Source organism: Bartonella sp. B1098, from assembly GCF_944896145.1.
Taxonomy (GTDB): domain Bacteria; phylum Pseudomonadota; class Alphaproteobacteria; order Rhizobiales; family Rhizobiaceae; genus Bartonella.
Genome location: NZ_CALYLP010000002.1, coordinates 1,006,759 through 1,020,139 on the forward strand (window position 1 = coordinate 1,006,759; position 13,381 = coordinate 1,020,139).

A 13,381-nucleotide genomic window follows, 5' to 3' on the forward strand; every position below is an offset into this window, starting at 1 on the left:
ATGGCGTAGGCTTCTATGAATTGCAACAAAAAAATATCATCTCAGTTTGATTTATTTTGTCTATGTTTCGATAAAATGAAATAAAGATTGATTTTAGAAGATTTTTCAGTAATAAATCATTCCTTTTTTAATTTTTGCATGGAGAGGGGTGGAGTATAATGTTGAAGAGAATAAATATATTAGGGATTGTCATCGCAGCTGTTTTTATGATGAACAGTGTTGCAAAAGCCGATGACCAAGTTAAGCACGTTAAAGTTGCTTTAACACAAATTATGATCCATCCTGCGGCGGATGCTGTTCGTAAAGGGGTGGAAGATGTTCTTGCAGAAAATGGTTATAAGCAAGGTGAGAATTTTCAACTGACCTTTTTATCAGCGCAGGGTAATATTTCAACAGCAACGCAAATTGCACGTAAATTTGTTGGTGATAAACCTGATGTTATTGTAGCGATTACCACACCTTCAGCGCAAACAATGCTTGCGGCAACAAAAACAATACCTATCGTCTTTGCAGCGATTTCTGATCCTATCGGAGCTAAAATCGTTTCTTCGCTGACCAAGCCTGGTAGTAATATGACGGGGAGTTCTGATCGTATCGATGTTGCTGAAAGTGTTAAACTTTTGCAAGAAGTAAAACCGGATTTGAAAAAAATTGGTTATCTTTATAATGCTTCTGAGGCAAATTCTGTTTCAACCCTTAAGACGTTAAAGGATGTGGCAAAAAAAGCTGGAATTGAAATCATTCCTTCATCGGCACCAAAGCCGTCAGATGTTCAGGCAGCAACACGTGCTTTAATCGGTAAGGTCGATGTTATTTTTGTTCCTGCTGATAATACGATTCTGTCTGTTTTAGAAGGAGCCATAAAGGTCACACAGGAAACCAATATGCCTGTGTTTACTGTTGATGCGAATACGATAGGACGTGGTCCTTTTATGACACAAGGTGTGAATTTCTACGATGTTGGGGTTGATGCTGGAAAGTTGGTTGTGCGTATTCTAAAGGGTGAAAAACCTGGTGATATTGATGTTGTGCAGGCCGCTAATAATGACATTCGAATTGATCTGAAAGCAGCAAAAAAGGCAGGAATTGTTATTCCGCAGGCCGTTATTGACCGCGCAACAAAAGTGATTCAATAACTTTTGTTGAGAGAGTGTTGATACAATAAAAGTACTTACGTTTTCATGGGGATTTTCTTTACATGAATATATTTGCCTTTTCTGGCGCTGTGGAATTAGGTCTTATTTATGCGTTTGTGGCTATAGGGGTTTATCTCTCATTTCGCGTTTTAGACTTTCCGGATTTAACGGTTGATGGCTCGTTTCTTTTCGGGTCCTGTGTCTGTGGTGTCTTGATTCTTTTAGGTTTTAATGCATGGACAGCTATGGCATGCGCTTTTTGTGCGGGTATGGTAGCAGGTTTGATCACAGCTCTGTTGAATTTACGTTTTGGCATTTTGAATCTTTTGGCTTCCATTTTAACAATGTCAGCACTTTATACGGTTAACCTTCGTATTATGGGAATTATGGGAGGATCTAATATTAATTTGGCGCTTGCCGATACGGCTTTAACACCCTTTTATAATTTGTTTGGGTTGTCTGATATCTTTGTGCGTCCTCTTTTCGTTGGGATTGTATTGCTTGTTGTGGCGTTTTTGATTTGGCGCTTTTTAGAAAGTGAAATAGGTCTTGCTATGCGTGCAATGGGCGCTAATCCACGCATGGCGACGGCGCAAGGGATTCATACATCTGCATTGATTTATTTTGGTATGGGGCTTTCCAATGCCTGTGTTGCGCTTGGTGGTTCTCTTTATATTCAAACTGCAATTGCAACAGATATTACCGGTGGAATTGGTACAATTGTTTTTGGGTTGGCCGCCGTGATTATTGGCGAAACGCTTTTTCGTACGCGCAATATTTTTTGGATTATAATCAGCTGTATTGTTGGGTCTGTGCTTTATCGTGTGGCGGTGCAATTTGCATTTGAAGCTAATGGAATTGGTATTGATACCTCGACAGATCTTCAGTTGATTACGTCACTGTTGGTTGTGTTAACTCTTATTGTGCCACGCTATTGGAGGAGGCGTAAACGTGATTGAGTTGTTTCATGTTGGGGTTACATTTAAACCGCAAACACCTTTGGAAAAACAGGCGTTAATTGATATTAACCTCAAAATTGATCAGGGTAGCTTTGTTACGGTTATTGGTTCAAATGGTGCCGGTAAATCAACGTTACTCAGTGTTTTGGCGGGGGAAACACTTCCCTCGACAGGAAAAGTGGTTATCAATGGTCAAAATGTTTCTAGGCAATCAGTCAGTGAACGTGCAGGAAAGGTGGCATGTGTTTTTCAAGATTCGTTAAAGGGAAGTTGTGGTTCTTTAACAATTGAAGAAAATTTGGCTCTTGCTGCTCTTCGAGGAAATCGTCGTAGTTTGCGTTCAGCTTTAAACCATGAAAAAAGGCAATTTTTTCGAGAGAAAATTGCTCAATTAGGCATTGGTCTTGAAGCCTATATTCAAAATCCTATGGATAGTTTATCTGGTGGACAACGCCAAGCCGTTTGTCTTGTGATGGCAACGTTAGCCCATGCAGATGTTTTATTACTGGATGAACATACCTCAGCACTTGATCCTGGGATGGCGGATTTTGTGATGCGATTGACGGAAAAAATCGTTGAAGAGAAAAAATTAACGACTATTATGGTCACTCATTCTATGCGCCAAGCTCTTGATTATGGCGATCGCACATTAATGTTGCATGGTGGAAAAGTGATTTTGGATGTCTGTTATGAAGAGCGTAAAGGCTTGGATGTTAATGATTTAATTCACATGTTTCAGAAAGTTCGCGGGGAAGTTCTTGATAACGATGAACTATTAATGGATTAATGGTTTGGCTCAGAAGAAAGCACATGAGGTTGATCAATTTCTAACGCGTTTCTCACGTGCTTTTTCTATTGTTCTCATTTATGGTCCAGATCGTGGTCTTATTTGTGAACGTGCCCAACGTTTTGCCAAGCTTACAAAGGTCGCAATAGAAGATCCATTTTCGACAATTCGTTTGGATGCTGCTGAAATTGATAAAGATCCTGCACGTTTGGAGAATGAAGCGCGGACTTTATCGCTTTTTGGGGGGGATCGTTTAATATGGATTTCTAATGCTGCTAACCAAAAAGGTTTTCTTGCAGCCTTGAAGCTTTTAATTGAGAAACCACCAGAGAAAAGTTTTATTCTCATTGAGGCAGGGGATTTGAAAAAAGGAATAGGGTTGCGCAATGTTGTTGAAACGGCAGAAAATGCAATGGCTTTGCCCTGTTTTGCCGATGATATGCGTTCTCTTGACAGTTTGATTGATGAGGTTTTAGGGCAGTTTAAGAAGACTCTTTCTTTGGATGCACGGAGATGGTTGCATGAAAGTTTAGGAGTCGATCGCCTTGTATCACGAGGTGAATTAGAAAAGCTTTGTCTTTATGCTTCAAATGTTCATATTACTCTTGAAGATGTGAAAGCTGTTGTAAGTGATGTCAGTGCTCTTTCTCAAGATGAAGTCATTGATGCTCTTTTATTGGGTGATATATCAAGTTTTGAAGCGCATTTTAATCGACATGCAGCATTGCAGGGGGCGCTTTTTTTTATTTTAAGTACAGCACAAAGACATTTTCAGCAATTACAGCTCTTGCGTTATCAGGTAGAGGTTGAAGGAAAATCGCCTTTTACAGTGGTTTCTCAAGCGCGTCCTCCTATTTTTTTTCAACGGAAAAAAATTGTTGAACAAGCTTTAAAATATTGGAATTTAGAACAGATTTCTTACGCGATGGAAAAAATTCAGAGTGCTGTTTTAGAAAGCCGTAAAAATCCGCTTTTGGGTGAGGCCATCATTCGTCAAGCTTTGTTAGGGCTTACAATTATTGCACGACGCCAAATGGCAGCTTAACATATTTAAAATATGATTTGAGTACAGCTCAGGAGCATTTTCAGCAATTATAGCTCTTGCGTTATTAGGTAGAGGTTGAAGGCAAAGCGCCTTTTACGGTGGTTTCTTAAGCGCGCCCTCCCATTTTTTTCAATGGAAAAAATTGTTGAACAAGCTTTAAAATATTGGAACTTAGAACAGATTTCTTACGCAATGGAAAAAATTCAGACTGCTGTTTTAGATAGTCGTAAAAAGGCATGTGGAGAAGAAGTTCTTATTGTAAGATGCAAAAGACATGATTTTGATTAAACTCAACATAAGAAGACTTAAAATGAAGTAATTTTGCGATATTTAAGGGATCTCTTTCAATATAATAAATAATGTCATTATCTTTATGAATCAATGCGTTGTATGCTCGTAAGCAATGAAGTGAGAATTTTAAGTTTGGTGTTACATTTTTCGTCACGTATGTTTTGCATTTTCTGGGTCAAATGATCTGTTGTCAGTTTGCGCAGGTGATAATGGGTAAACTGCGTTATTCTCTTTATTCTCTAGTTGTAGTTTTTTAATATTTTGCGCATAACTCATTAAGACGAACAAACAGAAAATTATGTTTTTACAACTGTCTTTTTTGCCATTTGCAAAGAGTCTTTAAAGGTGAAAGATGCCCCATATTCAATTTGAAAAAATAGCACTCATTGGGATTGGTCTGATTGGATCTTCTTTAGCAAGAGTAATTAAAAAGAAAAATCTTTCAGCTCAGGTTTCTATTGCAACGCGTCGTCAAGAAACACTGGAAAGAGCGCGTGAATTGGAACTTGGAGATTTTTATACAACGGATAATGCAAAGGCTGTTGAAGGTGCTGATCTCGTTATTATTTCTGTTCCTGTTGGAGCGAGTGCAGAGGTGGCAAAAAACATTCATAATCATTTAAAGTCAGGGGCGATTGTAAGTGATGTTGGTTCTACAAAAGAATTAGTTATTACAGAAATGGCACCTTTATTGCCAAAAACGGTTCATTTTATTCCGGGACATCCTATTGCTGGAACGGAATATTCAGGTCCGGATGCTGGTTTTGCTGATTTATTTATGAATCGCTGGTGTATTTTAACGCCTTTTGCGGATAGTGATGCGGTGGCTGTTGCACGATTGACAGCGTTTTGGGAAGCTTGTGGGGCGCGTGTCGAAAAGATGGAGCCGAAGCATCATGATCTTGTTTTAGCGATTGTTTCGCATTTGCCGCATTTGATTGCTTATAATACTGTTGGGACAGCAAGTGATCTAGAAAAAGTAACCAATTCGGAAGTGATTGCTTATTCTGCTTCTGGTTTTCGTGATTTTACCCGTTTGGCATCTTCTGATCCCGTTATGTGGCGGGATATTTGTTTGCATAATAAGGATGCTATTTTAGAAATGTTGAGCCGTTTTAGTCAAGGACTTGCTTTTTTAGAACAGGCAATTCGTATAGGTGATGGTGAAACACTGTTTAATTTTTTTACGCGCACGCGTGCTGTGCGCCGTAATATCATTGCGGCAGGACAGGAAATTGATGCTCCTGATTTTGGGCGTCATAGTGTTTCTAAAGAGGGAGTGTAAAATAAGCGATTTTTGAATTTTGTACTGTTGTTTTGCTTATTCTTATCATGCTTCTTAGGATATCTGTTTTTTAAATTGTTCGTTGTAATGAAGATACAGCGCTGTACTTAGTCCTTTGGACAACAATGAGGGGTACCCGCCTGTAATGAAGGGTTACTCTCGTGTAAAATAAAACGCTCCAAACAGAAGACATTGAATTGGTAAAATTTGTTGGCTTTTCAGTTTTTGAATAGGGTGAGGCTTGACCACATAGATTATTGCCCTTTATACATAAAAAATGTTTGTTTTTAAAGTTTTGATGGTTTTTATAAAGTGTGAGATAACTGAAAAAAAGGATATTACCAGAAAGTATTGAGGTTTGTTTAGGAATATCTTTTGGTATGGCTATCGTATTTTTGGTGACGCAATAAGTCATTATTGGCGTGATAGTGGGAGTGCTTTCGCAAGCCATGTTGCGCTGTCAGGTCTTTTAGCATTTTTCCCTTTTTTTATTTTTGGAACATCTTTTGCTCGTTTTCTCGGGGCTTTTACCTATACACCGCAAAAAATTAAAGCGCTCGTACAGTTATTGCCAGATGTCATTGCTGAGCCTTTATCGCAGGAAATTGTCAATGTTTTAACCCTTCATCAAGGAGGTGTGTTGACGCTTTCTGTTATTGGAGCGGCTTATTTTGCTTCTAATGGAATAGAGGCTTTGCGTACGGCTTTGAATAAAGCTTACCGTGTGACGGATCAACGGAGTTTATTGTTTTGTCGTTTTCAAAGTTTGTTTTTTGTGATCCTTGGCGCTTTTGGTCTTGTTGTGATGAGTTTTTTATTGATTTTAGCGCCTTTGTTGATCAAAATTATGCAAAATCATTCTTTTTTTATGACTGAATATATTGGGATCATTCGTTTATGGCGGTATACAATTGCTATCGTTATTTTATTTGTGAGTCTTTTGATTGTTCATAAATGGCTTCCAGCAGGACAGCGGAAATTTATAGATATTTTACCAGGGATTGTGGTGACAATGTTTGTATGGTTTATGGCTTCTCTTGCTTTTGCGCAATATTTAACGATGTTTGATTATATTTCAACTTATGCGGGGTTAGCATCTATTATGGTTGCCATTATCTTTCTTTATATATTAAGTGCAATTTTTATTTTGGGGGGTGAAATAAACGCTGCAATCATGTTTTATCGCAATTATTGACAATTGTTTCGGTGAATGAAAAAACCTGTGGATCCTATGAAAGACAAAAGATGGGGCAAGGAATAAGACCAGCCATTACTTTATTGGTTGATGCGGATGCCTGTCCTGTAAAAGCTGAAATTTATCGTGTTATGAATCGTTATCAGCTTAAAACATTTATTGTCGCAAACCGTTTTCTTTCTCTTCCCCAGGAAAAACTCATTGAAAGAATCGTTGTTTCTGATGGGCTTGATAGGGCTGATGATTGGATTGTCGACCATGTGCATGAGGCGAGTATCGTTATTACCAGTGATATCCTTTTAGCTGCAAGGGTTGTAAGGTCTGGAGGGCTTTGTCTTTCGCCAACGGGGCGTATTTTTGATGCCAATTCAATCGGTCAAGCTTTAGTTATGCGCAATTTGATGGAAAATTTGCGAGAGCAGGGGCATGTCACAGGAGGGCCACGTCCTTTTTGTGGTAAAGATCGTTCTGCTTTTTTGTCAGCATTGGACTTGACAATCCAATGTTTAAAAAGACGTGGTTATTAGATTATTGTGCTTCTTTTATGACAGCTTTGATAAGTGCTTTGGCTTCATCATTGGCCCATGGGGCTGCCCCATTATAGGAAGCAATCAGATAACCCTTTTTATCAATGAGAAATGTAATGGGGAGTCCTAAAGCAAGTCCTTGTTTTCTCATGTCGTTGAAGATACTCATGGTTTCATCGCGATAGTAGACTAAATTATCAGCATGAATATCTTGCAAAAATTGCTGAATTTTTTCCACAGAAGCGGCTTTATCGATATTAATCGCTATGACATCAAAGTTTTCTCCACCCAATTCGCGTTTTAATTGCGCAAGTTCCAGCATTTCTGTGCGGCAGGGGACGCACCAGATAGCCCATAGATTGATAAGTATCGGTTTTCCGTTAAATTCAGCAAGTGTGTGGTCTTTTCCTTGAATATCTTTGAAAGAGAGAGTGTTCATATCTAAGGGTGTATCCATAAATCGCATGTGAGCAAAAAAGCCTGTTGCGGCTTTTTGGATTGTCATCATTTTTTTGTTTTGTATCTTTTCGGTCTTTTCTTTTGAAAAAGTATTGGCAAAAGAAGAGACCATCTTGTTATGATGATTTTTTATTGCGTATAAACTGACACCAACCAAAATAATAAAAAAAGATACGATAAAGATTATCTTCTTTTTATTTTTCTTCTTTTGGCTATTAACACTTTGAGGAATCATGATTTTATCCTTTTTATGGGTGTTTTTTAAATATGATCGATGAGAAGGTAAAGAACCAAATGTGTGTGGGGCGGTTTATCGCAGAATTTGCTGCCGTTATGGAAGAAATGAACACCTTAATTGATATTGAACAAAAATTTTATCGGCAATATATTGAAGGTTCGCTTTCTCATGCTGTGATATTAGCGCAAACAAAGATTATTTTACAGTCTGATTATGAAAAAATTTCTCATGGTTTGAAAATTATTCGCAAAAAAATTGAAGAGGATACATTTGTTTTTTCACAAAAGCTTGAAGATATTCATATGAATATTGAAGTGTGGCTAAGCACGTTGATCGGTTCTGTTGTGAGGCATTTGCATATGGCGCATTCACGCAATGATCAAGTGGCTGTTGATTTTCGGTTATGCATTCGTGAAGCAGTGCAGAAAGTAGCACAAGCCTTAAAGGCGTTTATAAAGCAATTGCTTGCTCTTGCAGAAAAACATGTTAAGACCTTTTTGCCAAGCTTTACGCATTTACAATTGGTTCAACCCGTAATATGGAGTCATTAGAGGATGGCATATGTTGAAATGTTTGGTTGCGATTTATCGTGGATGTCTGGTGCTATTAAGCGAATGAATGAATCGACTTTGGAGGCTGTGGTTTTGGCAGGAGCATGTTTTCCGATTGATCTCTTTATGACAAAAAAAGCTAGGTTCCCGAAAATCTATAGGCAATTCAATTGATCGTGTTTTTAACCGTAACTTTACATTGAAATTTTTAAGGGCTGGTGCTCTTTGTACAATGCATCTTTCGCGTTTAGCAGAAAAAATCATTCTTTGGTTAAGTGAACAGTTTTATTTTATTCGTTTGTCAGGTGCCTTTTCAAGAGATTTATCTATTATGCTAAAAAAGAGAAATTCTGATACAGCAGAGTTGGTAAGGGCGAAAGCAGGTCGATTAAATGGTGTGCTTATAGGATTGTTGACGATGATGAAAGGATTACCGCTTGCTTATTTAAAGGCTTTGAGTTTGGACTTATCATTGACAGCGATGATAGGGATGATTGCTGATTTGGAAGTGAATAAAAAAGCCATGAAACAAGCAGCGGATTTAGGGTATGTAACAACTACGGATTTTGCTGATTGGCTTGTCTCCGCATTAGGGATTACTTTTCGTGAGGCACATCATATAACAGAGCGTGCTGTAGCATTGGCAGAAAGAAAACAGTGTCGCCTTCAGGATTTATCATTCGATAAACTTCAAGCAATTTGTTTTGGTATCAATGTGGCACTTTTTGATGTGTTGACCGTTGAAAAGTCTGTTGAAAATCGCAAAAATTTTTGGGGAACAGCACCAGCAAAAATTCTCAGGTAAATTGCATATTGAAAAAAGCATCTTGTGAGCGCTTGAGTGATTGTGCTTTAAAGGTAAAAAGAGATCGAGATGAGGAAAGAGGGCAGATGAAAATTATAGTAAAGGGGTTGGTGATTGTCCTTTTGGGGGGGGTGGGTGTCGTTGTCGCTGGGTGTGGGCGTAAAGGGTCATTAGAGATGCCTCCTGCAAGTGTGGAAAAGTCTATGCAGGGAACATCTGCTGCTAAAAGTGAAGATGACCAACCTTTTATTCTTGATCGTTTGATAAAGTAGGAGAAAAATATGAATTTTTTTCCCTACCATCAAGGTATGCTTTATGCTGAAGGGTGTTCGCTTGCTGCTCTTGCGCAGGAGGTGGAAACACCTTTTTATTGTTATTCGGCTAATGCATTGGTCACATGTTTTAAGGACTATCAAAAGGCATTTCAAGGGATGCCCAGTTTGATTGCTTATGCGGTTAAAGCTAATTCTAATCAAGCAATTTTAAGGCTTTTAGCGGCAAATGGGGCGGGTGCTGATGTGGTCTCAGAAGGCGAATTACGGCGCGCCCTTGCTGTTGGTATTCCGGCACATCGTATTGTTTATTCTGGTGTTGGTAAAACCGTGAGGGAGATAGATTTTGCTCTTTCTCAGAATATTTATTGTTTTAATGTTGAATCAGAACCGGAACTTGAACAGTTGTCACAACGTGCTGTTGCGCTTTCAAAGATAGCACGTGTTTCATTGCGCATTAATCCAGATGTTGACGCAAAAACTCATAAGAAAATTACGACAGGAAAATCTGAAAATAAGTTTGGTATTCCATTGGTGTTGGCAAGAGAGGCTTACAAAAAGGCTGTCTCTTTACCTGGATTGCAGGTTTGCGGGATCGATATGCATATTGGCAGTCAAATTTGTGATTTAAAGCCATTTGAGGAGGCATTTCTTCTTATTGCAGATTGTGTGCGTCAATTGTGGAGCGATGGTTATGCAATAACGCATATCGATATTGGTGGTGGGCTTGGTATTGCCTATGGTTGTGAACAACATACTGTACCCTCTCCTTTTGATTATGCTGCGCTGGTAAAGAAGCATATTGCTCCTTTAGGGATTAATATTGTGGTGGAGCCGGGACGCAGCATTGTAGGTCAGGCTGGTGTGTTGGTAACCTCTGTTCTCTATTTAAAAAAGGGACAAGGGCGGAATTTTGTTATTGTGGATGCGGCGATGAATGATCTGATGCGTCCAACGCTTTATGATGCTTGGCAGAATGTCGTCCTTGTGAAACAAGCAGTAAAAGACGCTCCTCTTATTCGTGCAGATATTGTGGGGTCCGTTTGTGAGACTGGTGATTATTTGGCATTAGATCGCTGTTTGCCGATTTTGGCACCCGGTGATCTTTTGGCAATTACGCAGGCTGGGGCTTATGGTGCTGTGATGGCAAGTACTTATAATAGTCGACTTTTGATCCCTGAAGTTCTCGTGCAAGATACACGTTATGCGGTTATCCGTCCACGCCTTGATTATGCACAATTGATGGAATGTGATCATATTCCTGATTGGGTTGAGCATTCTTAAATGTTTTTGGTCTTATTTTTACTAAACTTTGATGAAACAATTTATTTTCTGGAAATTGTCTTATATGGGTTTTATGATCTTAATACATCACGGTAAAAGGGGAAAAATGCTTGTTTATGAAAAATAAAAACATCAAGAGCTTTGAAATAAAGCTTTTGGGTGTACGCATTTTGATGTGGGGGATCCTTTCATTTGAACGGGTATGGATACGGTTGTTGCCATTTCTCCTTGTTCTTAGTCTCTTTTGTTCGCTTAGCTGGTTGGGGGTTTTTGGCGTTTTAGGCTATTGGTCCCATTGGCTCTTACTTGGGGTGTTGCTTGTTTGTGCTGGGGTGAGTTTATTTTTTCTTATTGGTTTTCGGTTTCCCACTATGCGGGAAGTGGATCACCGTCTTGAACGCGTTAATGAGCTTAAACACCAGCCTTTGAATATTCAGACAGATCATGTATGTTCTGAAAATGAAGAAGATTTTAGTGGTGTTATTTGGCGTGAGCATCAACGCCGAATGGCAGAGCAATTATACCATTTAAAAACTGGATTTATCTCTCTTAATAGTGCGGCTTATGATCCTTTGGCTTTGAGGGCTTTGTGTGTTCTCCTTTTTGTGTGTGCCTTTAGTTTTTCTTTTGGTTCACGTGGGGGGCGCTTGGCTGATGCTTTTGATTTTCGTCCTGTGATTGATGAAAAATTCATGCGGATTGATGCGTGGGTAACACCACCTGCTTATACTGGCGTGGCACCGATTTATTTGACAAAAGATGAGAAGACACAACTGGAAATTCCTGAAGGGAGTGATGTGGTTGTGCGTGTTGTCAATGGGGCTGGTGTTACAGTCAAAGCAAAAACTGTAGAAGATGGGCAGAAAGTTTTGTTTTCAGAGAAAACGGAACAAACAGCTTTCAATGAGCCAATCGTTCATTTTGAAACCCATTTAGAGCATTCAATGGATTTGTTTATCTCATCACGTCGTAAAAAACAGCAGTGGCATTTACAGGTGATGAAGGATAAGCAACCAACAATTGATTGGCTGGAAAAACCAGGGCGGATTTTAACGGGGTCGTTAGAGTTGCGGTATATGTTGGATGATGATTATGGTGTGACAAAGGCTTTTGTTGAAATAGAGCCTCTCTTTCAGAATAAAAGTGCTTCTTCTCTTTATCACGCACCGGAAATAAAGCTTCTTCTTCCACGGAGTGGAAAAGGTAAAATGCGAACAGTGCACGATGTCTCAGCGCATCCATGGGCGGGTTCACAAGTCAAAATTACTTTGGTGGCAGAAAATGGTGCAGGGCAGACAGGGCATAGTAAAACTTTTGTTATGATATTACCGCAGCGTGTTTTCTCAAATCCTGTTGCGCGTGCGGTCAGTGAATTGCGTCGTTTACTTGCTCTTGATGCTGCTGCGAGAGAACGTGTATTGGATATGCTCTCTGCTTTGTTGGTGCGTCCAGAAAAGGGGCTTCAAAATGTAACGCATTTTCTCGTTCTACAAAGTGCGTGGACAAGGCTCTCTTTGGCACAAACAGACGAGGATTTGCGCGATGTGGTGGATTATTTATGGCAGATTGCTTTAGGTCTTGAAGGTAATCAGCTTGAATCGGCGCAAAAAAAATTAAAACAAGCACAAGCTGCTTTACGCGATGCACTGCGATATGGTGCTCCAGCGGCAGAAATTGAACGGCTTATGGCAGATTTACGTCAAGCTATGGATGCGTATATTCAAGCTTTGGCTGAAAAAGCACCAGATGGTCAAGTTTCTAAAAATTCTAAAAGCTCAAAAAGTCCTAATCTTTCTGAAAATACATTACAAGAAAAGCTGAATCTCATTGAGGAAATGGCTAAAACAGGCTCTTCTTTAGCAGCAGAACAGCTCTTGACGGAAATTGAACAGACGCTTGACCACTTACATGTGCAAAAAGGCAATCATAATGAGAAAGAAAACAATCAATCTGCACAAATGAAAGAAAAAATGGACAAACTTGGTGATTTAATGCGTCGTCAGCAAGAAATTCTCAATGAAACGCATCAGTTGGAGATGAAACAAAAACGTGGGGAAAATGTACCGGAAAAACAAAAAAAATCTTTAAAAAAACGTCAGACTGAATTGCAGTCTGAATTATCAACATTAGAAAAAGAATTATCAGAACAGGGATTTGAAACAGGTGATGCATTGAAAAAAGCGGAAGAAAAAATGAATTCTGCAGGAGATGCTCTTGATCATGGAAATCATCAGGCATCTATACAAAATCAGTCTGATGCTTTGGAATCTTTGCGACAAGGTGCCCAAAGTGTTTTGAAAAAAATGCGTGAAATACTCAAAGAAACAGGAAATGCTCAAAACTCTGATTCTGGTCCCAAAGACCCTTTAGGGCGTCCACTTTCTTCAAAAAGCGATGAAGGACAGGAAAGTGAGGCACTCCCACAAGAAAGTGATCAAATGCGTACGCGGCAAATTTTGGATGAAATTCGCAAACGTTTGGGCAAGGAACATATTCCAGAAGCAGACAAAAACTATCTTGAAAGATTGCTGCATTTTAATTAACAAA

The 13,381-nt window shown here is 39.1% G+C and carries 11 protein-coding genes and 2 pseudogenes; 12 read left to right on the forward strand and 1 reads right to left on the reverse strand.

Features of this window, described 5'->3' with window-relative positions:
* Positions 1-158: 158 nt before the first annotated feature.
* The 8 genes and pseudogenes from NNJ85_RS04235 to NNJ85_RS04270 all read left to right on the forward strand — a co-directional run bounded on the left by NNJ85_RS04235 (position 159) and on the right by NNJ85_RS04270 (position 7,225).
* Entirely contained in the window at positions 159-1,136 is a 978-nt protein-coding gene (locus tag NNJ85_RS04235) for an ABC transporter substrate-binding protein (protein ID WP_254473805.1), read from the forward strand.
* Between the two features lie 62 nt (positions 1,137-1,198).
* Positions 1,199-2,095, forward strand: coding sequence for an ABC transporter permease (locus NNJ85_RS04240; RefSeq protein WP_254473807.1), 897 nt, complete (start codon positions 1,199-1,201; stop codon positions 2,093-2,095).
* Positions 2,088-2,882 carry an ABC transporter ATP-binding protein gene (locus NNJ85_RS04245; protein ID WP_254473809.1) on the forward strand — a complete coding sequence of 265 codons (795 nt, stop codon included), beginning with the start codon at positions 2,088-2,090 and terminating at the stop codon, positions 2,880-2,882. The genes NNJ85_RS04240 and NNJ85_RS04245 overlap by 8 nt, the downstream gene beginning before the upstream one ends.
* 4 nt (positions 2,883-2,886) lie before the next feature.
* Positions 2,887-3,927, forward strand: coding sequence for a DNA polymerase III subunit delta (gene holA, locus NNJ85_RS04250; protein ID WP_254473811.1), 1,041 nt, complete (start codon positions 2,887-2,889; stop codon positions 3,925-3,927).
* 17 nt (positions 3,928-3,944) lie between these two features.
* Positions 3,945-4,215, forward strand: a pseudogene (gene holA / locus NNJ85_RS09745) (DNA polymerase III subunit delta); the annotation flags it as partial.
* 355 nt (positions 4,216-4,570) lie between these two features.
* Positions 4,571-5,503 carry a prephenate/arogenate dehydrogenase family protein gene (locus NNJ85_RS04260; protein WP_254473813.1) on the forward strand — a complete coding sequence of 311 codons (933 nt, stop codon included), beginning with the start codon at positions 4,571-4,573 and terminating at the stop codon, positions 5,501-5,503.
* 358 nt (positions 5,504-5,861) lie between these two features.
* Positions 5,862-6,698, forward strand: a complete 837-nt coding sequence (locus NNJ85_RS04265) for a YihY/virulence factor BrkB family protein (protein ID WP_254473815.1) — start codon at positions 5,862-5,864, stop codon at positions 6,696-6,698.
* 50 nt (positions 6,699-6,748) lie between these two features.
* Positions 6,749-7,225, forward strand: a complete 477-nt coding sequence (locus NNJ85_RS04270; RefSeq protein WP_254473817.1) for a YaiI/YqxD family protein — start codon at positions 6,749-6,751, stop codon at positions 7,223-7,225.
* A 1-nt stretch (position 7,226) separates the two neighbouring features.
* On the opposite strand, the gene NNJ85_RS04275 is transcribed toward NNJ85_RS04270, so the two are convergent.
* Positions 7,227-7,919, reverse strand: coding sequence for a TlpA disulfide reductase family protein (locus NNJ85_RS04275; RefSeq protein WP_254473820.1), 693 nt, complete (start codon positions 7,917-7,919; stop codon positions 7,227-7,229).
* Positions 7,920-7,951: 32 nt separating this feature from the next.
* Here NNJ85_RS04275 and argH point away from each other — a divergent pair.
* From argH to NNJ85_RS04295, 4 genes and pseudogenes are all read left to right on the forward strand, one after another.
* Positions 7,952-9,278: pseudogene (argH, locus tag NNJ85_RS04280) on the forward strand (argininosuccinate lyase).
* Between the two features lie 86 nt (positions 9,279-9,364).
* Entirely contained in the window at positions 9,365-9,550 is a 186-nt protein-coding gene (locus NNJ85_RS04285; protein WP_254473822.1) for a lipoprotein, read from the forward strand.
* 9 nt (positions 9,551-9,559) lie between these two features.
* On the forward strand, positions 9,560-10,834 hold the full coding sequence (gene lysA, locus NNJ85_RS04290; protein ID WP_254473824.1) for a diaminopimelate decarboxylase: 1,275 nt from the start codon (positions 9,560-9,562) through the stop codon (positions 10,832-10,834).
* 116 nt (positions 10,835-10,950) lie between these two features.
* On the forward strand, positions 10,951-13,377 hold the full coding sequence (locus NNJ85_RS04295) for a TIGR02302 family protein (protein ID WP_254473826.1): 2,427 nt from the start codon (positions 10,951-10,953) through the stop codon (positions 13,375-13,377).
* Positions 13,378-13,381 lie beyond the last annotated feature (4 nt).

Coding starts and splice junctions, on each gene's coding strand:
- NNJ85_RS04235 (WP_254473805.1), top strand. CDS start 159: ATGTTGAAGAGAATAAATATATTAGGGATTGTCATCGCAGCTGTTTTT.
- NNJ85_RS04240 (WP_254473807.1), top strand. CDS start 1,199: ATGAATATATTTGCCTTTTCTGGCGCTGTGGAATTAGGTCTTATTTAT.
- NNJ85_RS04260 (WP_254473813.1), top strand. CDS start 4,571: ATGCCCCATATTCAATTTGAAAAAATAGCACTCATTGGGATTGGTCTG.
- NNJ85_RS04270 (WP_254473817.1), top strand. CDS start 6,749: ATGGGGCAAGGAATAAGACCAGCCATTACTTTATTGGTTGATGCGGAT.
- NNJ85_RS04275 (WP_254473820.1), bottom strand. CDS start 7,919: ATGATTCCTCAAAGTGTTAATAGCCAAAAGAAGAAAAATAAAAAGAAG.
- NNJ85_RS04285 (WP_254473822.1), top strand. CDS start 9,365: ATGAAAATTATAGTAAAGGGGTTGGTGATTGTCCTTTTGGGGGGGGTG.
- lysA (WP_254473824.1), top strand. CDS start 9,560: ATGAATTTTTTTCCCTACCATCAAGGTATGCTTTATGCTGAAGGGTGT.
- NNJ85_RS04295 (WP_254473826.1), top strand. CDS start 10,951: ATGAAAAATAAAAACATCAAGAGCTTTGAAATAAAGCTTTTGGGTGTA.